Origin of the sequence: Halorhabdus sp. SVX81 (assembly GCF_029207715.1) — an archaeon.
GTDB lineage: Archaea > Halobacteriota > Halobacteria > Halobacteriales > Haloarculaceae > Halorhabdus.
Genome location: NZ_CP104322.1, coordinates 2,475,386 through 2,499,209, shown reverse-complemented (window position 1 = coordinate 2,499,209; position 23,824 = coordinate 2,475,386). Strand labels below are relative to the sequence as shown.

Annotated in this window: 22 protein-coding genes, 3 tRNA genes and 1 pseudogene; 15 read left to right on the top strand and 11 right to left on the bottom strand. The window is 60.2% G+C overall.

Features of this window, described 5'->3' with window-relative positions; genetic code table 11:
* Position 1: 1 nt before the first annotated feature.
* Together SVXhr_RS12545 and SVXhr_RS12540 are read left to right on the top strand one after the other, a co-directional pair.
* A complete protein-coding gene (locus tag SVXhr_RS12545) occupies positions 2-547 on the top strand; it encodes a hypothetical protein (RefSeq protein WP_275737559.1) in 546 nt (181 codons plus the stop codon).
* 154 nt (positions 548-701) lie between these two features.
* Positions 702-776: transfer RNA gene (locus SVXhr_RS12540), tRNA-Val, on the top strand.
* Positions 777-1,161: 385 nt separating this feature from the next.
* On the opposite strand, the gene SVXhr_RS12535 is transcribed toward SVXhr_RS12540, so the two are convergent.
* Positions 1,162-2,010 (bottom strand): hypothetical protein, encoded by an 849-nt coding sequence (locus SVXhr_RS12535; protein ID WP_275737557.1) that lies wholly within the window; start codon positions 2,008-2,010, stop codon positions 1,162-1,164.
* Between the two features lie 341 nt (positions 2,011-2,351).
* Here SVXhr_RS12535 and SVXhr_RS12530 point away from each other — a divergent pair, with 341 nt between their 5' ends.
* From SVXhr_RS12530 to SVXhr_RS12505, 6 genes are all read left to right on the top strand, one after another.
* A complete protein-coding gene (locus SVXhr_RS12530; protein WP_275737554.1) occupies positions 2,352-3,365 on the top strand; it encodes an ABC transporter ATP-binding protein in 1,014 nt (337 codons plus the stop codon).
* On the top strand, positions 3,358-4,146 hold the full coding sequence (locus SVXhr_RS12525; protein ID WP_275737552.1) for an ABC transporter permease subunit: 789 nt from the start codon (positions 3,358-3,360) through the stop codon (positions 4,144-4,146). Before SVXhr_RS12530 ends, SVXhr_RS12525 begins: the two co-directional genes overlap by 8 nt.
* Positions 4,143-4,979: an ABC transporter permease subunit gene (locus tag SVXhr_RS12520; protein WP_275737551.1), complete on the top strand. Its 837-nt coding sequence runs from the start codon at positions 4,143-4,145 to the stop codon at positions 4,977-4,979. Before SVXhr_RS12525 ends, SVXhr_RS12520 begins: the two co-directional genes overlap by 4 nt.
* 52 nt (positions 4,980-5,031) lie before the next feature.
* The gene (locus SVXhr_RS12515) at positions 5,032-5,544 is read left to right on the top strand and encodes a metallophosphoesterase (RefSeq protein WP_275737549.1); all 513 of its coding nucleotides are present in this window, start codon (positions 5,032-5,034) and stop codon (positions 5,542-5,544) included.
* A gap of 236 nt (positions 5,545-5,780) precedes the next feature.
* Positions 5,781-5,909 (top strand): hypothetical protein, encoded by a 129-nt coding sequence (locus SVXhr_RS12510; protein WP_275737548.1) that lies wholly within the window; start codon positions 5,781-5,783, stop codon positions 5,907-5,909.
* Positions 5,910-5,958: 49 nt separating this feature from the next.
* Positions 5,959-7,059 carry an aminopeptidase gene (locus SVXhr_RS12505; protein ID WP_275740946.1) on the top strand — a complete coding sequence of 367 codons (1,101 nt, stop codon included), beginning with the start codon at positions 5,959-5,961 and terminating at the stop codon, positions 7,057-7,059.
* A 717-nt stretch (positions 7,060-7,776) separates the two neighbouring features.
* Here SVXhr_RS12505 and SVXhr_RS12500 read toward each other — a convergent pair.
* A complete protein-coding gene (locus SVXhr_RS12500) occupies positions 7,777-8,697 on the bottom strand; it encodes a hypothetical protein (RefSeq protein ID WP_275737546.1) in 921 nt (306 codons plus the stop codon).
* A gap of 205 nt (positions 8,698-8,902) precedes the next feature.
* Here SVXhr_RS12500 and SVXhr_RS12495 point away from each other — a divergent pair.
* Positions 8,903-9,670: pseudogene (locus tag SVXhr_RS12495) on the top strand (hypothetical protein); the annotation flags it as partial.
* A 294-nt stretch (positions 9,671-9,964) separates the two neighbouring features.
* On the opposite strand, the gene SVXhr_RS12490 reads toward SVXhr_RS12495, so the two are convergent.
* Together SVXhr_RS12490 and SVXhr_RS12485 are read right to left on the bottom strand one after the other, a co-directional pair.
* A tRNA-Arg gene (locus SVXhr_RS12490) sits at positions 9,965-10,040 on the bottom strand.
* Positions 10,041-10,093: 53 nt separating this feature from the next.
* Positions 10,094-11,194, bottom strand: coding sequence for a DUF373 family protein (locus tag SVXhr_RS12485; protein ID WP_275737542.1), 1,101 nt, complete (start codon positions 11,192-11,194; stop codon positions 10,094-10,096).
* A gap of 223 nt (positions 11,195-11,417) precedes the next feature.
* Between SVXhr_RS12485 and SVXhr_RS12480 the strand changes: the two genes are divergently transcribed.
* A complete protein-coding gene (locus tag SVXhr_RS12480) occupies positions 11,418-12,380 on the top strand; it encodes a cation diffusion facilitator family transporter (protein ID WP_275737540.1) in 963 nt (320 codons plus the stop codon).
* A gap of 417 nt (positions 12,381-12,797) precedes the next feature.
* On the opposite strand, the gene SVXhr_RS12475 is transcribed toward SVXhr_RS12480, so the two are convergent.
* Positions 12,798-12,872: transfer RNA gene (locus tag SVXhr_RS12475), tRNA-Val, on the bottom strand.
* A gap of 83 nt (positions 12,873-12,955) precedes the next feature.
* Between SVXhr_RS12475 and SVXhr_RS12470 the strand changes: the two genes are divergently transcribed.
* A complete protein-coding gene (locus SVXhr_RS12470; RefSeq protein WP_275737538.1) occupies positions 12,956-13,465 on the top strand; it encodes a DUF192 domain-containing protein in 510 nt (169 codons plus the stop codon).
* 38 nt (positions 13,466-13,503) lie between these two features.
* Positions 13,504-14,232: a creatininase family protein gene (locus tag SVXhr_RS12465; protein ID WP_275737536.1), complete on the top strand. Its 729-nt coding sequence runs from the start codon at positions 13,504-13,506 to the stop codon at positions 14,230-14,232.
* Between the two features lie 4 nt (positions 14,233-14,236).
* Here the strand turns inward: SVXhr_RS12465 and SVXhr_RS12460 are convergent, their stop codons facing one another.
* The 6 genes from SVXhr_RS12460 to SVXhr_RS12435 all read right to left on the bottom strand — a co-directional run bounded on the left by SVXhr_RS12460 (position 14,237) and on the right by SVXhr_RS12435 (position 18,401).
* On the bottom strand, positions 14,237-14,650 hold the full coding sequence (locus tag SVXhr_RS12460) for a DUF5790 family protein (RefSeq protein WP_275737534.1): 414 nt from the start codon (positions 14,648-14,650) through the stop codon (positions 14,237-14,239).
* Between the two features lie 59 nt (positions 14,651-14,709).
* Positions 14,710-15,750 (bottom strand): hypothetical protein, encoded by a 1,041-nt coding sequence (locus SVXhr_RS12455; protein ID WP_275737532.1) that lies wholly within the window; start codon positions 15,748-15,750, stop codon positions 14,710-14,712.
* Positions 15,751-15,852: 102 nt separating this feature from the next.
* The gene (locus tag SVXhr_RS12450) at positions 15,853-16,422 is read right to left on the bottom strand and encodes a hypothetical protein (RefSeq protein WP_275737530.1); all 570 of its coding nucleotides are present in this window, start codon (positions 16,420-16,422) and stop codon (positions 15,853-15,855) included.
* A 223-nt stretch (positions 16,423-16,645) separates the two neighbouring features.
* A complete protein-coding gene (locus SVXhr_RS12445) occupies positions 16,646-16,996 on the bottom strand; it encodes a dihydroneopterin aldolase family protein (RefSeq protein ID WP_275737528.1) in 351 nt (116 codons plus the stop codon).
* Positions 16,997-17,078: 82 nt separating this feature from the next.
* A complete protein-coding gene (locus SVXhr_RS12440; RefSeq protein ID WP_275737526.1) occupies positions 17,079-18,068 on the bottom strand; it encodes an aldo/keto reductase in 990 nt (329 codons plus the stop codon).
* A gap of 147 nt (positions 18,069-18,215) precedes the next feature.
* Positions 18,216-18,401, bottom strand: a complete 186-nt coding sequence (locus tag SVXhr_RS12435; RefSeq protein ID WP_275737524.1) for a hypothetical protein — start codon at positions 18,399-18,401, stop codon at positions 18,216-18,218.
* A gap of 325 nt (positions 18,402-18,726) precedes the next feature.
* Between SVXhr_RS12435 and ileS the strand changes: the two genes are divergently transcribed.
* From ileS to SVXhr_RS12420, 3 genes are all read left to right on the top strand, one after another.
* A complete protein-coding gene (ileS, locus tag SVXhr_RS12430; RefSeq protein ID WP_275737522.1) occupies positions 18,727-21,942 on the top strand; it encodes an isoleucine--tRNA ligase in 3,216 nt (1,071 codons plus the stop codon).
* A 346-nt stretch (positions 21,943-22,288) separates the two neighbouring features.
* Positions 22,289-22,969, top strand: coding sequence for a winged helix-turn-helix domain-containing protein (locus SVXhr_RS12425; protein ID WP_275737520.1), 681 nt, complete (start codon positions 22,289-22,291; stop codon positions 22,967-22,969).
* Positions 22,969-23,442, top strand: coding sequence for a hypothetical protein (locus SVXhr_RS12420; protein ID WP_275737518.1), 474 nt, complete (start codon positions 22,969-22,971; stop codon positions 23,440-23,442). The genes SVXhr_RS12425 and SVXhr_RS12420 overlap by 1 nt, the downstream gene beginning before the upstream one ends.
* Positions 23,443-23,824 lie beyond the last annotated feature (382 nt).

Below are 23,824 nucleotides of genomic sequence, written 5' to 3'. Positions count from 1 at the left end.
CATGGTCAAACTCGGCCCTGACGACGTCGAACTCGACGATGGTGAGCGATTACTTCGGACCAGCGACGCGGCCCGGAGCGGCTGGGAACAGACCCTCGAAGACGTCGAAGCGATGGCGCGCGATCGGGCCGAATCAGGGTTCGAGACGCTCGTGCTCACGTCCGACGACACCACGCCGAAAGCGCCCGATAGCGACGACGCCGACGAGTGGGGACTGGTGTACATCGTCCCGAGCAATCAAGCCGAAGAGTACGAAGATTTCGCCGAAGACGTCGCGTTCACCGAGACCGTCGTCTATCAGGCGACCAGCTCCGGGCACGCGTTCGTCGTCACCGAGTGCATCGACCCCGATCGCCAACGGGTCCTGTTCGTGGCCGGGACCTACCAGTTGCAGTACGCCGCGCCGCTGGTCGAGGCCGCCCTCGAGCGCGGCGAGATGTACACCCACGTCAAGAAACTCGACGGGACCGATGTCGCGACCGTCGCCCACGACGACGCCGAGCAGTTCTTCCCCGATCGGGACACGTACACGGCCTACAGCGGGTAATGGCACGCTGTGGTGTCCGAACATCCCCCCAACGCCGGAAAGAGGGGCCCTGTAGCGGTAACGAAGTTGTCAGCCACCCCGGCCGCTCGCCGCGTGGCGTTTCGAAACCTTCAATTGTACCAGCCATCTACCTGAAAGTGCAACGAGCGAGCCAGGGTTGGTGGTCTAGGTTGGTTATGACACCTCCTTGACATGGAGGAGGTCGGCGGTTCAAATCCGCCCCAACCCACTTTTGCTGCGAACAAATCCGTGAGCGGCAAATGCGGGTATGAGGATTTGAAGCAGGGAGTGGGAGGTGAGCGAGTGCAACGAGTGAACAGGAACGACCGCGGTTCAAATCCGCCGAGAGAGCGAAGCTCTCTCGAGCCCTCGTTCACTGCGTTCACGAGGACGCCCCAACCCACTTCTGACGGAGGATTGTAGGCCGGGTTCTACGTACAAGAACTGGGAAAAGTTCTTGTGCTAGAACCGCCTCTCTTAGGGTAGGAACTGTAGGCATTACGAATGACCTTTCAAGACCGCCTCCGCTCGATAGAAAAGCGGTACGATGTCAGTGAAAGCGAGCATGCCCGGGAACTCGGGCGAACGGTCGCCCATCTCCAGGACTAGCACCGCTATTCTGTTTGGTCGAGATACGTAACGAACTCTGCTTTGCTGATTCCGTCTGCACCGATCAGTTCGTCGTGTCCGGCCCGTTTGACGGACTCGATCAGAAACTCCGTACAGAGATCAGTATGCACATCTCCGTAGTATTTGTAGGCATCTGATTGGGAGAGGTCGAGATCGTACTCAGCCAGAACGATTTCGATGTTGTTCTTCCGCTTGACGATGTCGCACCCCCATTCAGCAAGTAGAGAAAACGGGGTCGTGTTCCGTCGAACTGTGAGTATTCGCTTTGATTCGACGATGTACTCGTTGACCCATTCCTTCCAATCGTAGTCTGCCGTCGCGAAATCCGGAAACGAGAAGCCGGTTTCGATGCTTTCCAGGTACCACTGTGCCATACTGATCGAAGTCCGGTGGTTGGCATTAGGCAGTGCGTGCGTGAGAATGAGCGTGGACAGAAGCTGCCCTGCGACATCGACGGCCGGCTGATCCCAATCAACTCGTTCGATCGCGGCAGGGATCCGATCCAACTCTATCTGTTTGTAAATTTCTAGCTTCTCTGCTTCCTCAAGCTCTTTTTCCTTGATTATTTCCTCGAAAATCTGAAGCAATCGAACAGTGATCGTACGATCGTCCGGAGACATCTCATCGAGAGCGTCTTCGAAGTTTTCATCGATATCATCGATGGTCCCGCTCGTCCCCTGGTTAGTATACAATACGAAAACCGTCTCATCGAGATCGTATCGCTCTATCAAAGCGTCCTTCCCGCTAGACGTGATCTCATCCCGATCTTGGGTGACATATGCGAGAGAGTATTGCTGGTCCTTGGGATGGTGGTAATGAACGAAGGTCGTCATTTTGCAGTTATATCTCGCGAAGAAGATTAAAATCAGCTTTCATTGAAGCAGAGAACCAAACAGGTGGGGCAGCTCGATGTCGGCTTGATTTTCACACGTCACGTCATGAGAGAGGGGTCGCCACTCTACGTCTAACAGATGAGGAGTCAATCGATAGTGATCTCAATACTGTCGTGTCTCCAACAGTGGGCACAGGAATTCATTGAAAAACCGCATCCACGCCCAGTGTTGACAAACGGAACAGCCGATTTCTATCCGCCGTCAGTAGAGTCACGCTGGGCCTGAAAGCACAGCCGAGTCCTAGATTTATATTCCATCCATCAGTGGTCCAAACAATACAGATGCCGCCCATCCAGACCGACGCGTTGACGAAGTATTACGGCGACGTGCGGGGCGTCGAGGACCTCTCCTTCGCCGTCGAGGAGGGTGAAGTCTTCGGGTTTCTCGGCCCGAACGGCGCGGGGAAGACGACGACGATCCGGACACTCATGGGATTTCAATCGCCGACGGAGGGGACGGCGACCGTTCTGGGAGCCGACATTAGAGACGGGGCGGCGCTCCGGGAGGTTCGCGCGGACGTGGGTTACCTGCCGAGCGAGCCGAGTTTCAACGAGAACGTGACCGGTCGCCGCTTGCTCGACTATCACGGGGCGCTCCGTGGAGACGTTCGCAGCGACGAGATGCTCGAACTGTTCGATCCGCCGCTGGACCGCAAAGTACGGGAGTACTCCCGCGGGAACAAGCAGATGCTCGCCATCGTCATGGCATTCATGCACGACCCGGATGTGCTCATCATGGACGAACCGACATCCGGGCTCGATCCGCTGAAACAGGAGCAACTGCTGGAATTCATCCGCACCGAGCAAGGCCGCGGGAAGACCTTCTTTTTCTCCTCGCACATCCTGAGCGAGGTCCGGAAGGTCTGTGATCGGGTCGCGATCATCCGCGACGGCCATCTCGTCGAACTCGAAGACGTCGAATCCCTGCTAGATCGGAGTGGGAAGATTGTCCGGGCGCGCCTCGATGGTGATTTCGAGGCCGACGAGCTGGCGCTTTCGGGGATCCACGACCTCGAGATCAGCGACGCCGGCGACGAAGACGACAAACCGGCCGCGGCGAAAAACGAGGCAACGAGCATTACGTTCACCTACACCGGAGCCTACGAGCCGCTGCTCAGACAACTTCTCGAATACGATATTTTCGATCTGAGCATCGAAGAGGCACCGCTTGAAGACGTGTTCATGCGATTCTACGGGGAGAACCCGGCCAAGCGCGTCGAAGCAGTCGAGAACGGCGATATTGAGGCGAATGAAAACGACGAGGTGACCGACGGTCCGGAGCAGGCCGATGTTTGAAACCACCCGCTTCGAGTCCGAACGGCTGTTCCCCGCCTCGGCAGTCATCGGGCTAGGATTGGCAGCCTTCGGCGGGATGATGACACTCATCGCGCCGGGCATCCTCGGAGAGGTCGACATGGCGGCGCTGTTAGAGCAGTTCCCGTCCGCGATGGTCGAAGAGATGGGACTGGGGAAGATGGGGACCATCGAGGGGTTCATCGCACTCGAACTCTACGAGTACGTCTGGCTGCTCGGTCTCGGTGTGTACGTCGCCTACACCGCGGCCGGCTCGATCGCCGGCGACGTCGAGACCGGGCGGATGGACACGCTACTCGCCGCGCCGATTTCCCGGTGGCGACTCCTCGTCGAGAAGTATCTCGCGCTGTTGACGCCGATCGTCGTCGTCAACGTCGTGGTCTTTGCGGGCGTGGCCGGAGCCATCCAGCTCATCGACGAGACGATTCCAATCGCCGACCTCGCCGCCGTCCACATACTGTCGGTCCCCTATCTGTTGGCCTGTGGCGCGTTCGGCATGCTCGCGTCCGTTGCCGCACCGCGGCGACGTCTCGCCGAGGGCGTGGCCGCCGGTGCCGTCATCGGAACCTTCCTCTTTGAGATGCTGGTAACCAACACTGATATCGAGTGGCTGGGCGGGATCACGCCGATGCGATACTACGATCCGCTGGCGATCCTCTCCGAAGGGACCTACGACCCCGCAGGCGGGGCAGTTCTGTCCGGTGTCACGGTCGTCCTCGTCGCCGGGAGTGCCTGGCTGTTCGCGGAGGTCGATGTCGAATGAGCACCGACACTCACGGCAGGGTGACGGGCCGCGATCCCGACGACGATCCGCTCCTCGTGGTCGCCCGCTTCGAGGGGCGTAACCGACTCCGGATGACGGCGGTTCTCGCAGTGCTGTTCTCGCTGTTCGGGCTCCTGTACGTCTGGGTCGGCCCGCAGATGATCGACGCCGGGTTCTCGGAATTGTTGGATGCGATGCCGCCGGTCGTGACCGAACTGTTCGGCTTCGAAAGCCTCGAATCGATCGAGGGGCTGCTCGCCAGCGAGTTCTACACGCTCGGCTGGATCGTCGGTCTCGGGGGCTATCTCGCCTATACCGCCGCCGGGACGGTCGCTGGCGACCTCCGGGACGAGCGGATGGACACGGTGCTGTCCGGTCCTGTCCCCCGGCGGAGCGTCCTGTTGGGGAAGTTCCTCGCCGTTCTCGTCCCGATCGCCGCCCTCAACGTGGTCGTCCCGGTCGTGCTGTACGTGGCATCGCTCACGATCGGAGAATCACTCTCGGTCGTGGATCTCGCGATCGTGCATGCCTTCTCCATCCCGTATCTCCTCTTTTGGAGCGCCGGTGGCATCCTGCTGGGCGTAGTGGTACGCCGGGGCCGAGCCGCCGGGCGGGTCGCACTCGGGCTGCTCTTTTTCAGCTGGCTCTTCGAATCGGTCATCTCGACGACTGAGTACGACTGGCTCGGTGGACTCTCCCCGGTGCGGTACTTCGATCCGCCCGGCATCCTCGTCGATAGCACCTACGACGTCGCTGGGGCTGGCCTCCTGTTGGCCGGTGCGATCGTGGCCCTCGGCCTCGGCCAGTACTGGTTCCGGCGACGTGACCTCTGAGCCGTCGCCACGGTTCGAGAATGTTTTCGGTCGTCTGATCCAATCGAGGACCGTGCTCGCTGTGTTCGCGGACACTCATGGGACGGACGAACCACGGCTCGCCGGACGGACAGCCGACGCACTCACGAGTGCCGACCAGGTGCTCCACGCGGGAGACTTTACGACGAGGGCGGTCTATGAGGCCTTCGAGCGCCGAGCCAACCAGTTGGCCGCGGTCCACGGCAACAGTGACACGACTGCAGTTCAGAAACAGTTGCCCGCCGTCCGGACTCTCGAATGGAACGACTGGCGAGTGCTTCTCGTCCACGGACACGAACACACCCCGACATCGCTGCCGTTGCTTGCCCGGGAGCGAGACGCTGACCTTGTCGTCATCGGACACACCCACCGGCCGGCGATCGAGCGACTCGGGGACTTGCCTGTCCTCAATCCGGGAAGCCACGCCGATCCGCGTGCCGGCCCGCCGACCCACGCCGAAGTTCACCCGGCAAACGGAGCCATACTGATCGAGCTTCGGGAGCGGGACGGAACAGTGATCGATCGGGTGCGCGTCGCTGGGAAATGAGTGCGACGAGCGCGGTGATGGAGGGCCAAAGCGGGGGTAGCGCATGTGGATTCATGGTCGGGCGCATAAAGTGAATACCGGAAGTTCAAACGACCGTTTGACTCACCCTCCGAAATCGCCGACCACCCGTTTTGTCCACGTCGGCGAAAGCAGACAACTGGGGCGGCCCGGTGGTGAGAGGGAAGATGACAACAAACGACGAAACATATATTATCGCCGAGATGAAACCGCGAGTCATGGTTGACCCGGTTCTCGTCGGCATCGTCGTCGTCGTCCTCGCGTTCGTCTTCTTCGTCTACCTGTTCGTCCGCCGGATCGCGACCGGCTTCAGCCAGGGTATGCGTGAAGGCAAGCGCGGTGGGTGACCCACGGGACGAAACTGGTTTGGCTGACGGTCGAGAAGTCCCTGCCGTCATGGACCCACGCATCCGCGAACACGCACAGCTCATCGCCGACGCCGTCGATCTGAGTGCCGGGGACAACTTTCTCATCAAGAGCGAGCCCGCCGCCGAGGATCTCGTCGTTGCCCTTTACGAGATCGCCGGCGACCGCGGCGCACACCCCGTTTCGATCCGGACCAACCGCAGCGGTCGCGCCATCCGGAGCTACCTGCAGGCGGCCGACGCCGCCGACGTCGACTTCGAGACGCCGGCCCACGAGCAAGCGCTGGTCGAGGCCGCCGACTGTCACGCCGTGATCCGCAGTCATGCGAACGTCACCGAGTTGGAAGACGTCCCGCCCGAGGTCAACTCCGACTACGAGAAGGCCCACCAGCCGATCCTCAACGAACGGCTGACCGACCGCTGGACGCTCACCCAGCATCCCACGCCCGCCGACGCCCAACTCGCCGAGATGAGCACCGAAGCCTACGAGAACTTCGTCTACGATGCGATCCTCAAAGACTGGGACGAACAACGCGAGTTCCAGGCACAGTTGGTCGAGATCCTCGAGGACGCCAGCGAGGTCAGGATCGTGAGCGGCGACACCACCGACGTCACCATGTCCGTCGACGGCAACCACGTCATCAACGACACGGACACGCACAACCTCCCCGGCGGCGAGGTCTTTACTGCCCCGGTCCCCGACAGCGTCGAGGGCGAGGTCCTCTTCGACAAGCCTGTCTACCGCCGTGGGCGGGAGATTACCGACGCACGACTCGTCTTCGAAGACGGCGAAGTCGTCGAACACAGCGCCTCGAAGAACGAGGACCTCCTGACAAGCATCCTCGACACCGACGAGGGAGCGCGCCGCCTGGGCGAACTCGGGATCGGGATGAACCGCGACATCGATCGGTTCACCTACAACATGCTCTTCGACGAGAAGATGGGCGACACCGTCCACATGGCCGTCGGCCGCGCCTACGAGGACAACGTCGGCGAGGACAACGAGCAAAACGAGTCGGCCCAGCACGTCGACATGATCGTCGACATGAGCGAAGACAGCTATATCGAAATCGACGGCGAGGTGGTTCAGGAAGACGGGACGTTCGTCTTCGAAGACGGCTTCAAGGGATAATTGCCGAACGCGAACGGAGTGAGCGTTCGGCTTTTTAGTCGAGCATTTTCGAGGAGTGGGTTGCGGGCCTGTGGCCCGCAACCGTATGACGTGGCGGCGAAGCCGCCACGCTGTTCCCGCAGGGTAGCGACGCTGCCCGAGGAAACCCGACGGAGAAAAAGGTCGGTCGACATGAGCGAAGGCAGTTTCATCGAGGTCGACGGTGAGGTCGTCCAGCGAAATAGGACGTTCGTCTTCGAAGAGTAGGCGGGAAGCGTAGATGGGAGAAGCACGGGCAACCTACCCTACCTCTCTGATACATTGACAGCGATTCACATAGTTTAGTTGACTGTTCTTCTCGAAACTCATCAGCGAACACAACATCGCGAGGATCAGTTAAGAGCCGAGGGTCATCCTCGAAACAGTCCGACGGCTGTCGAGGAAGAAACAGCGTGTCTGCTATTGTCCGATACTGCGGTTCTACGGTTTTCACGGGGGACACGATTTTTCGGCCGCATCGGACACAAGAGAAGCCGATACGGCCATCAGGTAACAGTACATCTCCCGTAGCCGCGTCACACCCATCAGGGCAGCGTATCCAGTCGTTAAGCGACATACGGCAAACAATTTGTGGAGAGCTGATATATTATTCATGCTCATACAGTGCGAAATAATATCAAATATGATGAAATTAAAAAATTATGTAACGATTATATAAATAAATAATTATTTTAGACTTCAGCGATTGCCGATCTTCTTGAGTAATTCAACCGTTGATGGATTCCCGTTGGAAACAGGAGAAACATCATCCGAATTAGCGTCATTCCGAATGTTTTTCTGAGGATTTGAATAGATATTCTCAACAGTATTTAGGAAAAATTCAAGTTTCTCCTCTTCACTATCCACATTTAAGCGTTCTTCTAATACTCCAAGGAATCCTTCCAAAGATAAAGCCATTCGTGCTTTAAACTCGTATTCTTCCATGAGTCGCTTTTGACGACTATAATTTGATACGGTAAACCATACTGCTACTGAAACAGGTAGGAGCAATGCCACCTTTGAAAAATTCAATATGTAGTTGTTATCAGATGAGATTATATTAATGTATACAATTGCCGAAGAGAGCAACAATAATACAATTGACACGATAGAACCTATCTTCCACCATATCAATGAATTTTGAAGTTCTTCTTTCCTTCCTGCAAATTGTTCACCTAACGAAGCACTTGTAGTACGACTTATTAATCCTCTCGCAGTTTCCTCTAAGTCATCAAGTTGATCTTTCTGTTCTTCAATATCCTTAATTTCCATTTCTAATTGTTCCCGATTGTCCTGGAACCTATCATATTCACTATCAAGCCTATTTAGTAGGTCTGATGATAGCTCGGAAATGTTTTGATAATCTTTTAACGTATTATCGGCCCCAACAAACTCCGCAAGTTCATCTTCCAGTAAGGAAATCTCTTCAATAACAGAATCAAGTTCCTGATTGAGATGTTCTTGCTCGTCTTTTAGATTGCGTTCAGTACTTTCTGAAATGTCACCAGATTGTATTTTAGTTCGAATTTCATTTAACTCTGATTGGATCGAATTACGCTTCATTTCAAGCTCATTCAACGCCTCCTGAATCTCTTTGATACGTTCAGCGGGTTCAGACATATACCAATAAATGTATGAAGGTATCTTAAAAATGTTATACAAGCCAATATTGAGGTACTAGATGAAATGGCTCCGAAAGAGTGCTCCGTTACCACGCTTTCGACCTATCTTTCCAGATAAACCACTCTGCAGGGAGTGACCGTCCCAACAACACATCTAGAAAGAATTAGGGCAACTACGTTCAATTTCGCCAGCAGGCTTCCAGATGTATCGATACACGCCCTCCGAAATCGACTACGAACGTGCCAGTCATCAGGCGAAGCTCCAGGTCGACATCACCGGCCAGGGTAATGCCGACGTCAAGCGGATCGGCAACCTTGGCGAACTCGCCTTCGAGCAGTTCTGCCGCGAGTTCATCCCTGTCGAAATGTGGGACTGGAAAAACGCTTCGTCGCTACGGAAGTGCAACCCTGAATCGTTCTCAGGGTACGATTTCGAGCTATTCGGCTACGAAGTAGACGTAAAGACCTCACGGGACGTGTCCGCGTTCCTGCCCGAGGAAGTCCTGAAGACGGACGACGATGACGACATCGTCGTGATGGCCTGGCACCGGGACAACGAGGACGCGCTGATCCTCCTGGGGTGGGAACGGATCGAGACGCTGCAATCGAAAGCGGCGACGAAGCACGACTTCTCGGGAGAAGAGCCGGAAAAGCTGGACCACCTGGCATCGAGGCCGATGAACCAGCTGCTCGAGCTGGGGCCGAGCGCCGCCAAGATGGACCAGCGACCGAGTAACCCGTTCACGCCAGGGGACCGCGTTCGAAACGATAGTGGAGATGAAGCGATCGTCATCGAGCGGGTTCCGCCGGAGAAGTTCGATTACGAGGCAGTCGATGTCTCGTTTGTCGACCTACTCGATGAAGGACCGGGTGACTGGAGACAGATCCATCCGGCGAAGCTGGCGTCCTACTGCGATGATCAGGACATCAATACGTACGCCTACAAACACACCAATCTCGAATTCGCCGAATAGAGAAATCGCACCAGACGCCACCGCGGCTTGGTGACGTACCGGGCGACGAAGCCCCGAAATATTACTCCGTTACCGGGCTTTTGCCCAAGATTCTCCATCACCTACTGGAATTCGGGGCCTGGGCCAGTTTCTACTCAGGCTTGCCGTGGGAGGGAAACAGCATCCGGCGAGCGGAGCGAGCCGGTTCGCCGAGCGGGAGCGAAGCGACCGCTCGGGTAGTTTTTGGCCCAGCTTTTTGCGACGAGCGGTAGCCGAGCGAAGCGAGGCTACCCGAGGAAGTAAAAAGGTGGACGGGCACGGTGGGATTCGAACCCACGAACCGTCGGATTAGAAGTCCGACGCTCTGTCCGGACTGAGCTACGTGCCCTCGTGAGGGTATGACGGGAAGGATGACAAAAAGAACCCGGATTGACGACGGACTCACGCGCTAGCCTGGGACTCGGCACTCTCGAGGCGATCTTCGGCAATGGCGAACGCGAGGGTGCTGAACAGTCCCAACAGCGTCCCGGCGGTGAGCATCGCCGCGAGATACGAGAGCGTGACCCGGCCGAGGACGTACAGACTGACCGCGTGGATGACACCGGCGATGGCGAGAATGTAGAACGGCGCGTTGAGATATCGCCACCGGAATCGCCCGGCGAGATATTCGTCAGTCACCTGGCCGAGGCTGCTAGTGATCCCGGCGGCGGCGAGCCAGTGGATCGCCCCCGCGAGCACCGCGGCCACAGCCTGAGTCGCACCCAGCGTCGCAGATTCCAGCCCGCCGCGGACGGTATCGAGCATCTCCAACCCGCTCGCGCCGCCGATCGCCAGCAACACCCCGGCAACCACGTAGGTGACAATCGTCACCCGGCCAGCGTACAGCCCGGATCGGGCACGGTCGACAGCCCCGTCGACGACGTCCCCGAGTCCGAGTCCCCGCGAGAGGATGTAGATGCCAAGCAACCCCGACGCGAGACCGAACACGTCGCCGGGCATGCCGAGAATGTCCGCGATGACGGCGAGCGGATAGATGAGCAACAGGATCCCGAGCGGGACCAGGATCGTCCCCCGAGTCTCGGGGTCGTTGAGCACCTGTTTGATGGTGTAGTACATCGATTCCAGATCCTGTGCCTGGCGGACGACGACCCGCCGGACGCCGTCGATGTCGACCCGCGAGCGGATGACCGGAACGACGCTCTCGTCCTGTGCGCCGTCGGTCACCACGATCGCCCGGACATCCTCCCCGGTCGTCAATCCCGCGAGGACAGTGTCGATCTCCACACCGACGGCCCGATTGGCAGCGACGTCGCTCCCCTCGATCCCGGTCACGGCGGCGACTTCGACGGACTCGCCGGCGCGATCGAGTTCGTCATAGAGGTGAATCCCCTCGAACAACACGTTGAGGTCACTGTCCTCTGGATCGGCCGTCGCGAACTCGACTGCGGCGCTCTCGACGGCGTCGCGACCCACGACCGGCGTTTCGATGCCGGTCTTCCGGCCGACGTCGTCATCGAGATCCACGCACAGGACCAGCAGCATCTACCGACCGTACGCGACGGCCGTATAACACTTTTCTGGGTGCGGGACAGCCGAGGTTTGGCTACCGAATCGAAGACCAGTTGCGCCACGGGGACTCCAGCACCCGGCGAACATTGTCACCAAATAGCAACGATAACACAGAGATGGGGACTGAAACGGGACGTCATTCAGATATCCGAAATGTCTGAAAAGGTATTTCAGAGAGAGCAACAATGTTCGTTCAGTGTCAAATAGTAGATCCGTCGTCCTCGCTGCCCTCTTTGCGAACGGGGCAATTGCCGTCCTGAAGTTCATCGGGTTTCTGCTCACCCAAAGCCCCGCGATGCTTTCCGAGACGTATCACAGTATTTCCGACACCGGCAACCAGGTGTTCCTGCTCGTTGGCATCCGGTACGGGAAGCGCTCGGCGTCCCGTGCGCATCCGTTCGGCTACGGGAAAGCCCAGTTCTTCTATAGTTTCCTCGTGTCGGTGCTCCTGTTCGGCATCGCGGGCTGGGAGAGCGCCAAACACGGGTTCAACGCGATCCTACACCACGAGGCGGCTGCGCTGTCCGGCACCGTGACACAGTTCGGGATGACGGTCCCCGCAATCTGGGTGAACTACATCGTCCTCGTCGGTGGAATCCTCTTCGAGGGATGGGCCTTTAGCAAGGCATATGCAGGTATGCAATCCGATATCGACGAATACGGATGGAGCGGGTTCCTCGAGGCGTTCCGGAAAACGTCGAACGTGACGACGCTGACGGCGTTCACCGAGGACACCATCGCGCTGATCGGGTTGGTGTTAGCCCTCGGTGGTGTGTTCCTCACAGATTTCACAGGGAATCCACTGTTCGACGCGACCGCTGCCCTGCTCATCGGCCTCATGCTCATGGGCTTTGCCATCGCCCTGGCCTGGGAGAACAAACGCCTGTTGTTGGGCGAGAGCCTCCCACAAGCCGAAGAGCAGCGACTCCGGAAAATCATCCGCGAGTGGGACGGCGTCGCCGAAATCGTCGATTTCCGGACCGTCTACTTCGGCCCCGAAAACGTGGTTGTCTCCAGTGACGTGGCCTTCGATGCCGGTCTCGACACCAGCGAGATCGACACCCACATCACCGACATGGAGAACGCCATTATCGACGCCTATCCCGATATCCAGAAAGTCTACGTCGAACCCGAGACGAAGGCGGTAGCGGACGACTGACTGCTGGGAAGCAGTCCTTGGCGTGCATACCGGGCAGGCACGGACCGACAGCGCCCCAGTAAAAATCCACGGCCACTCGCAGAAATTGTTCGCACCAGTGCTGGAAAGTCGCGATCGATGGACAGAGGAAAACGCCCGAGAGCGGCGCGAGAAGTGGGTCCGGGCGTCCTCGTGAACGGAGTGAACGAGGGCTCGAGAGAGCTCCGCTCTCTCGGCGGATTTGAACCACGAGGACTTCGCTTCGCTCGTCCTCAGGCCCAAATCCGCCGTCCGCCTCGCACACGCGGCGCTCGTGAGTGAGCGCCGCGAAAACTCAGTGGGTCCGGGCGGATTTGAACCAAAGAAAGACTCACTTTGTTCGTCTTTCAGGGTTCAAACCGCCATGCCATTCGCTCCTCACGTCCGTTCGTCGCAGAATGGGTCCGGGCGGATTTGAACCACCGACCTCGGCCTTGTAAAGGCCACGTCATAACCAACCTAGACCACGGACCCGTATCCCGAAAAACTGCATCCGGCGAAATAACCCTTGCTTTCTGATCCGAACGCTTTCAGTTCCCCCTCCCATCCTGCCAGACATGGATCGCAGTCGACTCGTCAACCTGGTCGTCGTCGCACTGCTCGTCCTGGCAGCAGTGCTGGCACTGACGGGTCCGACCAGCCCACTGGCACCCCTGCTCTCGCCGCTGTCCTACGAGAACGCCACCCTTTCGATCCATGACGAAGACGGATCCGACCTCACGACCGTCGACGTCCGCGTGGCCGACACCGAACGTGAACGCTACGTTGGTCTGAGTGAAACCGATTCGCTCCCGGATGGCGAGGGTATGCTGTTCGTCCACCCTGAATCCGGCACCTATCCCTACGTAATGCGAAACATGTCTTTCCCGCTGGACATTCTGTTCCTGGACACCGACGGTACAATCACGACGATTCATCACGCCAGGCTGCCCGAAAACCCGAGTGACCCACAACAGCAGTACCGCGGCCAGGGCCAGTACGTGCTCGAAGTCCCCCACGGCTGGACGAACTCGACCGGTATCGACCCCGGGGACCGAGTTTCGATTCCCGATTCCGTCGCGAACTGAGAGGAATCGTTTTCACGACGCGGCCGCCCCGTGGAGACATGTACCTCACCGAGTCGACCTGGCCCGACGCCAAAGCTGTCGAGACCGACCTCGCCGTCCTCCCCGTCGGAAGCACCGAACAACACGGCCCGCACGCACCCCTCGGAACCGATGCCATCATCGCCGAGGCCGTCGCCGACGCGGCGGTCGAGGCCTATCCGGGCGAGGTCGTCGTCGCGCCGCCGATCACGGTCGGCGTCAGCGAGGAACACCGTGCCTTTGCGGGGTCGCTATGGGTCAGCGAGGACACCTTCCGTGCGACCGTCCGCGAGACCGTCGCCAGCCTCGCACACCACGGCTGGGACCGGGTCGTGATCGTGAACGGCCACGGCGGCAACGTCGGCCCACTCAAGGAAATCTGTGCTCGAATCACCCGCCACGACGACGCCGACGCGGTCCCGTTCACCTGGTTCGAAGCGGTCGATCCTGATGACATCTCGATGGGACACGCCGGGCCGATGGAGACGAGCGTGCTCGAAGACGTCGCGCCGGAACTCGTCGACGAAGACAAGAAAGGCGCTGCCCGCGAGGGTGCCGCCGAGCGCTGGGGCGAGTGGACGAGCGGCGTGAATCTCGCCTACGACGTCGAGGAGTTCGCGCCCAACGGCGTCGTCGGCGATCCAACTGTGGCGGACGCCGAACGCGGCGAGAAACTCCTCCGTTCGGCCCGGGACGCACTGGTAACACTGCTCGAAGACGTGGCCGAGCGCGACCGTCCGACGGCGTAAGTCCCTACTCGTCGCTGTCGCTTTCCTCGTCACCCGCTGATTCGAGTTCGCTCCGGATCTCGGGGACAGTACCCGCCAGGTCGCTCACCTGCTCGCGAGCATCGGTCAGGTCGGTAATGAGCCCCTCGACAGCCTCGATATCGTCCTCCAGATCGCCGGCATCGTCGAAGGCATCGGCCCGCTCGCCCATCGTGTACCACTTTTTGGCGTCCCGAAGGTGGGCCTCAGCTTCACCCGGGTCCAATTCGGATCGGAGGGCGTTGAGGACACCCAGCGTGTTGTCGGCCTCGACGTCCCAGATCGCGTCCGGATCAGGGAGTTCGTCGCGGGCCGCCGCGAGGTGTTCCTCGACGTCGCTGCGCATTTCATTGGCTGCCTCCCCGAAGAGATCGTCGTCGTCGAGTGTCGATTGACTCATAGACACCACTTCACACGCTCTCGGTTAAAAGATTGCCCGAAATTCGGGGTGATGTTCCCTCAATCAGCGCCCGAGGGGCGACGGTCGGCGAGCACGTCGAACTCGGCGTTGGTGTCCCCGAGCACCAGCAGCGCGAACTGGCGGTGAAACACCCGGATCGGGACGTAGATCACGGCCGCTGCCACGAAGACCACGAGCAGATACGCGAGTAGCAACGCGGCAAGCACCGCGACCGCTGTGGCGGTAATCACCCCGCCCTGCAACGCACCTAGACCGACCAGCACGGCGACGATACCGAACGGAACCAATAACGCGACAGCGACGATCCCAAGGACGATACTCCCGGCGATTCCGGTGACAATGTGGAGGCCGAAGGCGACCAACACGTACGCGCCATACTCGGTCCACTGCTCGGTGAGCGTCGGCCAGAAGCGCCGCCAGGCCGCGAGCACGCCACGATCTTCACGGAGCATGATCGGGACGACGAACTCGGTGGTGAAGCCGTTGAGCAGGGCCACTGGGATGCCCACGACGAACCCGAGCGGAAGGAGGACGAGGACACCCACGACGATCCGGGCGATCGACGGCGAGACGGCTTCGCCCGCGAACAGCGCCGCGATCACGTCACCGAACAGTAGCAAGAACGCCCCGCCGAAGATCGCGAACGTGACGGCCCCGAGAACGAGCCGGAAGGCGAACAGTCGGAGTCCGCGGCCGAGATAGCGCCCGAAGTACGCTCGAACGGCGACGTCATCGGCTGACAGCGACTCGATGAAGACGAACTCCATGATCGCGCCGATCGCCGCCACGACCAGCCCGAAGAGGACGAGCACGGCGAGAAGACCGAGAACGACGGCGATCGCTGTCGCCGTCAATTCGGGCAGCTCGACGCTGAATGCCGGGAGCGAGTCGCCGGGGACCGACCCAGCACTGGCGGGAACGTTACCTGTCGTCGAGAAGACGCTCCCACCGCCGCCGCCCCCGATCAGGAAGAAAGTGATGACGGCAAGGCGGGCCCACCGGCCGCCGTCGAACGGGAGGAGGAACGAGCGGGTCATGTCGACGGCGTCGTCGATGCGGTCGATCGCTGCGAGAGCCATACCGGTGGTGTCCGTCCCCATGTGACTTAGGTCTAGGCCGTCGAGAGAGTCGGAAGCCACGCAGCACGGAATTGCGTACTCTCCGAAAACAGGCGACTCATTCTACTCGGGCATAGGAGCATCGCAGTCATACGACGGACACCCGACCAGTGTCGAGGAGACGACCGATCCAACATGCCCGTCCTCGTAGATGCCGATGCTGGTGGTGCTGCTGTTGCAGTCGAACATGATACATGGCACCAGCAGCGTCTCGGTGTCGATGGCGGGGCCCCAAAGCTGGACAAAATACTGTGACGGCTCCAATAACGTGGTTCTGAGTGCTTCCGCTGCCGGTATCGTATACGCTTCTCGGTGGACTGATTCCTCTGCCACCCGGTCGAGAATCCGGAGATTGACAGTCCGCTGGCCGGCGGTCGCATTCCAGATGCGGAGATCGTGGGGGACATAGTCCTCATCGACGCCGTCCCGACTGCCCACCTTGATCTCCCGGTACGTTGTTTCCGGGTCGAAATCACCACGCAGGCCCGTGTTGACTGGCGGAAGATCAGCAGGGGGTGGCGGTGGGGTTGTCGTGCCCGCCGCACCTGCCGGCCCGGTCGTCTGGCTCGCGAGACAGCCGGCCAGCGACAGGGTGCTCGTGGTAATAGCCGCAAGCGCCTGTCGGCGGTTCATAGTGTTTCAATGACCATTAGGCCCAAATAGTCTTTGGCTCGATCAGCTGAAATCGCCATCATTCGACTGTGAGACTACTGCGGGATGGGTTCCAGAAGTCAGCATTTCGGTGACGGTGGAAACCGTGGAGGCTTGCTGAACGCAACTCGCGAGTTCTCGGTTCAATCACTGTGAGAAGATGTTAGGGCTGTACGATGTGCCCGCGAAGGCCATCAGGAGGCCATTACGTCGGTTCGTCGACCTCGACCAGCCGCATCCGGGGATAGCCGTCGTCCATCGCCATGACACCCCTCGCCTCCAGTCCCTCGTAGTCCACGAGAATCTCCACGTCGGCGAACTTGCCGGTGAACTCCGTGTAGCCCACGGCCGGGTCGACCGCCGTCTCGATGGCTTCGGTCTTCATCTCGACGGTCACGGCCTCGCAGTGTGGCTGGTTCTCGATCGCGCTCTCGATGGCACTCGCGAGCTCGGCGGCGCTCGCGGGACTGATCGGCGTCCCGGCGAACTGGTGATAGAGCGCGCCGAACTTGATCCCGAGTTCGAACGTCGCCCGGTGGGCGTCGGTCGGTTCCATACCGTCTCTGGGATCGGCGACGGCTAAAACGTTGGCCGACGACGCTGGTCAGCTGGTTTCCCTGCACGACGGAACGACGGCCTCACCACCGATGGTGAACGTGGTCGTAGAGGTGTGCCTCGTAGATGTCCCGGACCGCGCCGTGAGTCTCGTGGGAGAGTTCGGGAAGGTCGGCCGCGGCGGCGTTGGCCTCGACGTGCGCGGGCGTCGTCGAGCCGGGGATGACCGTCGAGACGGCGTCGTGATCCAGGATCCACCGGAGGGTGAACTGCGCCATCGACATTTCCTCGGGGACGTGCGGCCGTAGGTCATCGACGGCGTCGAGGCCGGCCTCGAAGGGCACGCCGGCGAAGGTCTCGCCACCGGCGCGACCGATCCCGGCGTCGACGCCCCCCTCGGCGGCGCTCTTGCGGTGGTCGCCTTCGTCGAAGTCCTCGATGCCGTCGAAGGCGTCGGCCAGCAATCCGGAGGCCAGCGGGACGCGGACGATGATGCCGACGTTCTCGGCGGCTGCCCGTTCGAAAAACCGCTCTGCGGGGCGGTGACGGAACGGGTTGAAGATGATCTGGACCGTCTCGACGACATCGTACTCGATGGCCTTCGTCGCCTCCTCGACCTTCTCGACGCTGACGCCCGCGTGGTTGATCTCGCCCTCCTCGCGCAGCTCTTCCAGCGTCTCGAAGGTATCTGGGTTGTAGAAGGCCTGTGTCTCGGGGCAGTGCAACTGCACGAGGTCGAGCGTCTCGACGCCGAGGCGCTCTTTCGAGCCCGCGATGGACTCCCGGAGGCCCGCTTCGGAGTGGCCGCCGTCCTCGTCGGGCGCGGCCTTCGTCGGGACGAAAATGCCGTCCCGGTCGCGCTCGTCGAGCACTTCGCCGATGAGGGATTCGGCGCGGCCGCCGCCGTAGACCTCGGCGGTGTCGATCAGGTTGACGTCCGCGTCCAGCGCGGTTCGGATGGCGTCTTTGGCCTGTTCGTCGCTGACGTCGCTCCAGACGGGGCCGACGTTCCACGTGCCGAGACCGACCGCCGAAACGTCGACGTCGGTCGATCCGAGAGTTCGGTACTCCATAGTTTCTCTGAGGAGTTCCGGCGCGAAAAATCCGGGGATTGAGCGGTGACCAGATTCGCCCATGACGGCTGAATAGTGCTATTCCGTCGTCTACAGCTCGAAAGCCCCTGCGCGTTCCAGTCGAGGGGCTCTCACGGGTCGCTTCGCTCACGGGTCACTCGCTCCCCGTTCGCAAACGAGGCGCTCGCGTTCGCTCACGCCTCGCTCTCCCCGTTCGAGTGGACGTGGCCTCGCTGCTCGCGGGTCACTCCGTTCCTCGCTCGCAATCCCCGCGGTCTCACTGCGTTCGACCGCGCACCGCTCGGCCACGCGCTCGCTGCGGTCCTCACTCACTACGTTCGTTCCGGTCCTAGCGTCGCCCGTCTTCCCGGAACGCCCAGCCCCTTTCAGTCCCACCCACTATAGCCAGGGAAGAAGCCGACACGGGTGGGACTGAAAGCCCCCGCTCGCTCGACCTGGCCCGGACGAAGCCAAGGACCGCAACGAGCGAAGTGAGTGAGGACCGCAGCGAGTCCCGGACAGTCGAGCGAGCGGGGGCTTTCTTGCTGTTTACAACCGCGCTTCCAACGCAGCCTACATCCCAAGAAGCAATCCCAACGCGAACGGTTCCCATGACGGGATCGATTTGCCTTTAATCCCGGCGATGGTGTGATCGGATATGACAGACGCCGAGGACCACGCCGACGCCTTGCCACCGACGTACGACCGGTTCGGCGAGGTGGCAGACCAGTACGACCCCGACAGCGTCCGCGATCGGGTGTTCGCCCACTGGGACGCCGTCGACGCCTACGAACAGACGAAAGCGCACCGCGCCGACGGCGAGGACTTCTTCTTCGTCGACGGCCCGCCCTACACCTCCGGGGCAGCCCACATGGGGACGACCTGGAACAAGACGCTGAAGGACGTCTACATCCGGTATCTGCGGATGCAAGGATACGACGTCACCGACCGGCCGGGCTATGACATGCACGGCCTGCCCATCGAGACCAAAGTCGAGGAGAAACTCGGCTTCGAGAACAAAAAGGACATCCAGGAGTTCGGCGAGGAGAACTTCATCGACGAGTGCAAGGACTTCGCCGAGCAGCAACTGGAGGGGCTCCAGGAAGACTTCAAGTCCTTCGGCGTCTGGATGGACTGGGACGATCCCTACAAGACGGTCACCCCGGAGTACATGGAGGCCGCCTGGTGGGGTTTCGAGCAGGCCCACGAGAAGGGACTGGTCGAGCAGGGCAAGCGCTCGATCTCCCAGTGTCCGCGGTGTGAGACCGCCATCGCCAACAACGAGGTCGAGTACGAGGACGTCGAGGACCCCTCTATCTACGTGAAATTTAACCTCAAGGATCGTGAGGGCAGCCTCGTCATCTGGACGACGACGCCCTGGACGATCCCCGCCAACACCTTCGTTGCGGTCGACGAAGACCTGACCTACCAGGGCGTCCGTGCCGAAAAGGGAGACGATAGTGAGGTCCTGTGGATCGCCGAGTCCTGCGTCGAGGACGTCCTCTCGAAGGGTCGGTACGACGACTACGAGGTCGTCGACGAGGCGACCGGCGAGGAGATGGTCGGCTGGGAATACGAGCACCCGCTCCGCGAGGAGGTCCCGGACGCACCCGACGCCGAAGACGCCCTCCAGGTCTACACCGCCGACTACGTCGAGGCCGATCGGACGGGATTGGTCCACTCCGCGCCGGGACACGGTGAGGAGGACTTCGAGCGCGGCCAGGAACTCGGGTTGGACGTGTTTTGTCCGGTCGGCGGTGACGGCGTCTACGACGAGGCGGCCGGGAAGTACGCCGGCGAGTTCGTCAAGGACGCCGACGCGGCGATCATGGATGACCTCGACGCGAACGGGAATCTCCTCTCGCGGGGGACCACCCACCACAGCTACGGCCACTGCTGGCGGTGTGACACGGGCATCATCCAGATCGTCACCGACCAGTGGTTCATCACGGTGACGGACATCAAAGACGAGATGCTCGACAACATCGGGGACAGCGAGTGGCACCCCGACTGGGCGCGGGACAACCGCTTCCGTGACTTCGTCGAGGAGGCTCCGGACTGGAACGTCTCCCGGCAGCGCTACTGGGGGATTCCGATCCCGATCTGGACTGCTGAGGACTGGGACGGCTCCATGGACGACGCCATCGTGATCGGCGACCGGGAGGAACTCGCCGAGCGCGTCGACCAGGACATTGAGCCCGACAGTGTCGACCTCCACAAGGGGACCGTCGACGACCTGACGATCACCGAGGACGGCCGGACCTACGAGCGCGTCCCGGACGTCTTCGACGTCTGGCTCGACTCCTCGGTCGCCTCCTGGGGGACGCTGGATTATCCCGAGCAGGAAGACGACTTCGAAGAGCTGTGGCCGGCCGACCTCATCATGGAGGCCCACGACCAGACTCGCGGGTGGTTCTGGTCCCAGTTAGGGATGGGCACCGCGGCGGTCGGCGAGATCCCCTACGACGAGGTGTTGATGCACGGCTACGCGCTGATGCCCGACGGCCGCGGGATGTCCAAATCCAAGGGCATCACCGTCGAGCCACAGGAAGCGATCGCCGAGGGCGGTGCGGACCCGATGCGGGCGTTCCTGCTCTCCCAGAACCCCCAGGGCGAGGACATGCGCTTCTCCTGGGACGGGATGGACTCGATGGGGCGCAACCTCAACATCCTCTGGAACGTCTTCCGGTTCCCGCTGCCGTACATGCGGATGGACGGCTTCTCGCCCGATGAAATCACCGTCGAGGACGTCGAACTCGAGCAGATCGACGAGTGGGTGCTCTCCCGGCTCCAGACCGTCGAGAGCGAGATGGGCGAGCACTTCGAGGACCGCCGCCAGGACCGGGCCATCCAGGCGCTGATGGACTTCGTCGTCGAGGACGTCTCCCGCTTTTACGTCCAGGCGGTCCGCGATCGCGTCTGGGCAGAGGGCGAGGACGGCTCGAAGACGGCCGCCTACGCCACGCTCTATCGCGTGCTCGAGGAGACCGTCGCGCTGCTGGCTCCGTTCACCCCCTTCATCGCCGATGAAATCTACCAGTACCTCACCGGCGATGCCGGCTACGACACGGTCCACATGTGCGACTGGCCGAAGCCCGACGGATCGCTGCGTGACGTCAGCCTCGAAAACGAGATCAGCGTCGTCCGCGCAGTCGAAGAGGCAGGGTCGAACGCCCGCCAGCAGGCCGAGCGGAAACTCCGGTGGCCGGTCAAGCGCGTCGTCGTCGACGTCGACGACCAGGAGGTTGGCGGCTCGATCGAACTCCAGGCCGACCTGCTGGCCGACCGCTTGAACGCCCGCGAGATCGAGGTCGTCGCCCCCGACGAGGCATGGGGTGAACTCACCTACAGTGCCGAGGCTGACATGAGCAAGCTCGGCCCCGCCTTCGGCGACGAGGCGGGAGCCATCATGAACGCGCTCAACGACGCCAGCGTCGCCGAGCCCTCGATCGAGGCCCTCGAATCGGCCGTCGCGAGCGAGTTGGGTCGGGGCGTCGACCTCGAATCCGAGATGGTCGAGTTCGTCCGCAACACGCCGGACGGCGTCGCGAGCACGGAGTTCGAGGCCCTGGATGGGGGCGGCGTGGTCTACGTCGACACCACGCTGACGGAGGACATCGAGAGCGAGGGCTACGCCCGTGAGGTCGTTCGAAGGGTTCAGGAGATGCGCAAGGACCTCGACCTGGCGATGGACGCTCGGATTACCGTCGAGTACGATATCGCGGACGATCGCGTGGCCGAACTAGTCGAAGAACGTGAGGACCTGATCGCCGAAGAGGTCAGGGCCGATGCGTTCGGATCGGTTGGAGATGGCCACCGCAAGACCTGGGAGATCGAGGGTGTCGCAGCCGAAATAGCGATCGAAGAAGTCTGAGTTGCTGCTCGCGAGGGACGAGCGGGCAGTTTCCCCACGTTTTTCGACGAGTGATACGGGTTGATCTAACTGTTTACCGTGACGACCGCCCGACTGCGGGCGGTCGATATGGTACTGACTTAGAGCAATCCGTATGAATGCTCAATACAGGTGTTTCAAGTATGACTCTGCGTGACTGATCTCGTTAGATGTGCACCTGAGTGGTGGTTTTGTCATTTAAATGAGTGGGTTCAATCATAATCATGTGTGAAATATGGCCCCATTTCCAGAAGTAGCAATAGCAACGCCTACAGCACACATATACGAGCTAGTAAAATATATGTGTTCCTGGAGCATAGCGTAGTGTATGACCGACGAGCCATCACCCCCTGACGGCCCCGACGAGTTCCCCACCGAAGAGGAACTACCGGACGAACCGGTAACCGTGGATGATATTGACCCGTTCACGGTTGATGACGATGACTTCGAGGACATCGATGACTTCGCCGCCGCAGAGTGGAAAAACGAGACCACTGCGGACGAACGAATTCGCACGGTGATCAACAGAACGACGATTCCGAAATCGGCGGGCGACATCGCAGAGACAGCTCAAGTCTCAGAAACAAAAGCCAGAGCCACACTCAACAAGCTTGCTGAAGAGGGTATCGTTAGAAGTCAGCAGACAGACTCTGGAAAGCTGTACGGTCGAAACCCGGAGTGGCATCTTCTCAAACAGATCAACCAACTCGCCGGTAGCGAAACGCTTGTCGATCAAATCCAGCGAGTAAAACAGGAACTCACAGAGTACAAAGCCAAATATGACGCAACTGATCCAGAGGAACTCCTGATTTCAGACAAGGAACTCACCCAGAACGAACTCGACGATGTCTCTCACTGGCGGACAGCAGAACGAGAGCTCAGCCACCTCAGAGCAGCATACCGCCTCAAAGAGGCAAAAGAACAGGGATCTACCGTAACTGAACCGGGAGACAGACAGACGGGGACACAGACAACGACTCCCGCTGGCAATCAGCCTCCACTCCAGTAATGGGGATGGGAAACGGCTCTCCGATCGATTCGGAAGCGATTGATGAGAGTGTGGAGCAGATGCGCCAACAACTCGACAAAGGAGTCGTCAAAGTCCGATTCCGGTATCAGAAAGGTCACCCGTTTACACAGCGAGAAGGGAAAGATCTCAGAGCGGCACGGATCACTGTCACCCCAGGAATCCACGAGCGAGGAGGATATTTCGACATTCAGTGGTGGGAGAATAGAGACTACAAATACCACTATCGGGAGGACGGACTGGAATTCCGGTTCGGGCGTGAGGCGGCGAATGAAACCACCGATACGCCAGTGCGGCATTTTCATCCGCCGAACGATCTCGACACACATACGAAATCCTGTATCGAGATTGAACAACCACCGAAGCTTGTCACAATTGCTGTCCTGAAGACGTGGTGGACAGCGGTCGAGAACGGTGATGAGAACGTTCTGAACGCGCAGAATGGCTTACCGTAGTCCAGGAAATCCTGCGCAGTCAGTCGGTCTTCCGAGTATGCCTTTGTGCTACTTGAAATCATAGAGTCAGAAAATTTCCGCTCAATTCGCAGGTGAGTTGAGCGGTGCTGTCTATACCGATACGCCGAGTGAAGCGAGGCGTTTCACTGCCGGAGCCGTCGGAGACGGCGAAGGCGGCCTATTTGACCACCGGGAGCGCAAGCTCTTCCGAGCGCACACTCACTGCATTCGCGTGGACCATGTTATTCGAGGAGCGGGTTGCGGGCCCATGGGCCCGCAACTGAATGTCGTGGGAGGGAGACGGTAACGCCGTCTCCGGTCGAAGCGGTGAAGCCGCCTCGCAGTCGCCACACGGTGCCCGCAGCGAGCGAAGCAAGTGAGG

What these genes read in the sequence shown, in the direction of transcription:
- SVXhr_RS12485 (WP_275737542.1), bottom strand. Translation starts at nt 11,194, where the DNA reads ATGCTGCTGGTCCTGTGCGTGGATCTCGATGACGACGTCGGCCGGAAG.
- SVXhr_RS12460 (WP_275737534.1), bottom strand. Translation starts at nt 14,650, where the DNA reads ATGAGTCAATCGACACTCGACGACGACGATCTCTTCGGGGAGGCAGCC.
- SVXhr_RS12500 (WP_275737546.1), bottom strand. Translation starts at nt 8,697, where the DNA reads ATGTCTGAACCCGCTGAACGTATCAAAGAGATTCAGGAGGCGTTGAAT.
- SVXhr_RS12455 (WP_275737532.1), bottom strand. Translation starts at nt 15,750, where the DNA reads ATGGCTCTCGCAGCGATCGACCGCATCGACGACGCCGTCGACATGACC.
- SVXhr_RS12425 (WP_275737520.1), top strand. Translation starts at nt 22,289, where the DNA reads ATGACCGACGAGCCATCACCCCCTGACGGCCCCGACGAGTTCCCCACC.
- SVXhr_RS12465 (WP_275737536.1), top strand. Translation starts at nt 13,504, where the DNA reads ATGTACCTCACCGAGTCGACCTGGCCCGACGCCAAAGCTGTCGAGACC.
- SVXhr_RS12510 (WP_275737548.1), top strand. Translation starts at nt 5,781, where the DNA reads ATGGTTGACCCGGTTCTCGTCGGCATCGTCGTCGTCGTCCTCGCGTTC.
- SVXhr_RS12545 (WP_275737559.1), top strand. Translation starts at nt 2, where the DNA reads ATGGTCAAACTCGGCCCTGACGACGTCGAACTCGACGATGGTGAGCGA.
- ileS (WP_275737522.1), top strand. Translation starts at nt 18,727, where the DNA reads ATGACAGACGCCGAGGACCACGCCGACGCCTTGCCACCGACGTACGAC.
- SVXhr_RS12520 (WP_275737551.1), top strand. Translation starts at nt 4,143, where the DNA reads ATGAGCACCGACACTCACGGCAGGGTGACGGGCCGCGATCCCGACGAC.
- SVXhr_RS12525 (WP_275737552.1), top strand. Translation starts at nt 3,358, where the DNA reads ATGTTTGAAACCACCCGCTTCGAGTCCGAACGGCTGTTCCCCGCCTCG.
- SVXhr_RS12445 (WP_275737528.1), bottom strand. Translation starts at nt 16,996, where the DNA reads ATGGAACCGACCGACGCCCACCGGGCGACGTTCGAACTCGGGATCAAG.
- SVXhr_RS12535 (WP_275737557.1), bottom strand. Translation starts at nt 2,010, where the DNA reads ATGACGACCTTCGTTCATTACCACCATCCCAAGGACCAGCAATACTCT.
- SVXhr_RS12530 (WP_275737554.1), top strand. Translation starts at nt 2,352, where the DNA reads ATGCCGCCCATCCAGACCGACGCGTTGACGAAGTATTACGGCGACGTG.
- SVXhr_RS12505 (WP_275740946.1), top strand. Translation starts at nt 5,959, where the DNA reads ATGGACCCACGCATCCGCGAACACGCACAGCTCATCGCCGACGCCGTC.
- SVXhr_RS12450 (WP_275737530.1), bottom strand. Translation starts at nt 16,422, where the DNA reads ATGAACCGCCGACAGGCGCTTGCGGCTATTACCACGAGCACCCTGTCG.
- SVXhr_RS12440 (WP_275737526.1), bottom strand. Translation starts at nt 18,068, where the DNA reads ATGGAGTACCGAACTCTCGGATCGACCGACGTCGACGTTTCGGCGGTC.
- SVXhr_RS12420 (WP_275737518.1), top strand. Translation starts at nt 22,969, where the DNA reads ATGGGGATGGGAAACGGCTCTCCGATCGATTCGGAAGCGATTGATGAG.
- SVXhr_RS12470 (WP_275737538.1), top strand. Translation starts at nt 12,956, where the DNA reads ATGGATCGCAGTCGACTCGTCAACCTGGTCGTCGTCGCACTGCTCGTC.